We start from the raw sequence: 1,758 nt of genomic DNA, 5'->3' as shown, positions 1-1,758 counted from the left end.
GTAGATTATTTGTTGCTGATTGTATTACTGTATTCTTGTAATCTGCTTTACCTAATTTTAATATATAGGCAGCTGCAATACGCCCTACTTTATCTTTAAAGCCTAAAGTATTAAAGACGTTATATATAGCGTCTCTTCCTGAAACGTCTTTAAATTTAGACAAAGCGTGTATTGAAGCATATTGCTCAAATGCATCTTCCGAGTTTATGAAATGTACTATAGACGGAATTGCTTTGGTTATATTTAAATCTGCTGCTCTCCATACTATTCTGGAAACTTTCCAATTTCTAGTATAGACATCAGCAACTGCTTCTTTTAAATATTTTAAAATGGTTTGCTCTCTTGCTGTATTTATTTCGGTTGCCTGTGAAGGTGTTGGAGTTTTTTCTGATCTTTCAGATAGTGTTTCACTATAGCCTTTTTTCTCTTTACTAGAGACCAAACTATTAAATACTTTTAAAGCCTCGTCGTAAGGCACAGGAAATACCGTTTTAGTACCTTCTCGTAAATTAGCGCCTCTCCTACCATATCTAAAATTAACGATGTATAAATCTGAACCTGATTCGCATAAATCGACTTCGTAGACTTTATCCGATTTCCCTTCCGAAAAGTATAGTGTTTTTTGGTGTAGTATTTTCAATTATATAACGATTTGTACGTAAATATAATTAAAAAGGAAATTAAAGAAGATTATACATGTTATTAATTTGAAATTCTAGTATTGATTTTTCTATTCTTTAAAATCTAGTATATCTTGTTTCATTTCCTTATTCCAAAAATCTATTTTATTCTTATAAATTCTTGCTTTTGGATAACCTTTAAGTTCTTTTTCTGATGTCTATATTAAGTGAACAACTGCTATTCAATCTCTAGTCAACTCTTTTACAAATAAATCTGAAGGAGTAAGATAAAGTCTATTTAGATTATATCTGTTTTCTTTATCCTGTTGGGTTATAGTTTCAAGGAATTTAAATGTCCACACATTAATTCTATAATATCTTCCTTCTAGCGTATCAACACCGATATTTGCAAAACTATTTTCGATATTATCCCATGGATTAGTTTCTTCAAATTCGAGCCATAATTTGAAAGGTGTACTACCGCTGTTGATTATCCTCTCACTTAATAGATTCGATTCCATATTTAGCTTATTTACATCCATTTATTCTAATTTTTCATAAAGATTATTATAAACAGTTGTTTTAATCCCCTTTGTACATTGTCATGTTTATTTTTATTTCGTTATATAATTTTTAAATTCTTCTTTATCTGCTTTTATAACCTAAATAATATACTCTAGAAATTGTGACGATGAAAATAGCAAGTAGTATTAATATATATCCCATTTTTTTAATTACTAACGTCTCTGCTATGGTTGGTACGGGAATTCAGAGAACTGAACTTCATATTAAGCACCAAACTAGTATTTATTATAGCCATTGTTATGCTTGGTATTTATTTTAAATTTTTCACTTTCTATTAATTTTTTCAATCTTCCTTTCCATCCAAAGTCATCATTTTGTTTTTCAAGTAATGACCTAATTGAGCTTAGAACTTTTTCAGATGCACCTTTAGTGCCTTCGGGTCCTCTTGCGTTATGATGTTCAATCATTTTCATTGGTGAGAAACTCACGTTGAAACCGTTTTTTAATATTTCATTCGCTTTGAATTCGAATTTATTGTCAATTATTGAAAGAACAGATAGGATTTGTGGACTAATCCAAGAACCTTTTTCCAATCTACCCCATAGTTCAGGAA

The 1,758-nt window shown here is 30.0% G+C and carries 3 protein-coding genes; all 3 read right to left on the bottom strand.

Going from position 1 to position 1,758, the window contains the following annotated elements; translation table 11 throughout:
- On the bottom strand, positions 1-640 hold a 640-nt coding region (locus tag ACVC2P_RS18020), incomplete at its 3' end, for a WGR domain-containing protein (protein ID WP_452599838.1).
- 222 nt (positions 641-862) lie between these two features.
- Entirely contained in the window at positions 863-1,162 is a 300-nt protein-coding gene (locus ACVC2P_RS18015) for a hypothetical protein (RefSeq protein WP_452599837.1), read from the bottom strand.
- Positions 1,163-1,420: 258 nt separating this feature from the next.
- On the bottom strand, positions 1,421-1,758 hold a 338-nt coding region (locus tag ACVC2P_RS18010), incomplete at its 5' end, for a hypothetical protein (protein ID WP_452599836.1).

The sequence above is a fragment of the Pontimicrobium sp. MEBiC01747 genome (assembly GCF_053601635.1).
Note: the sequence above shows the minus strand (reverse complement) of the source record. Positions and strands in the feature narration are given on the sequence as shown.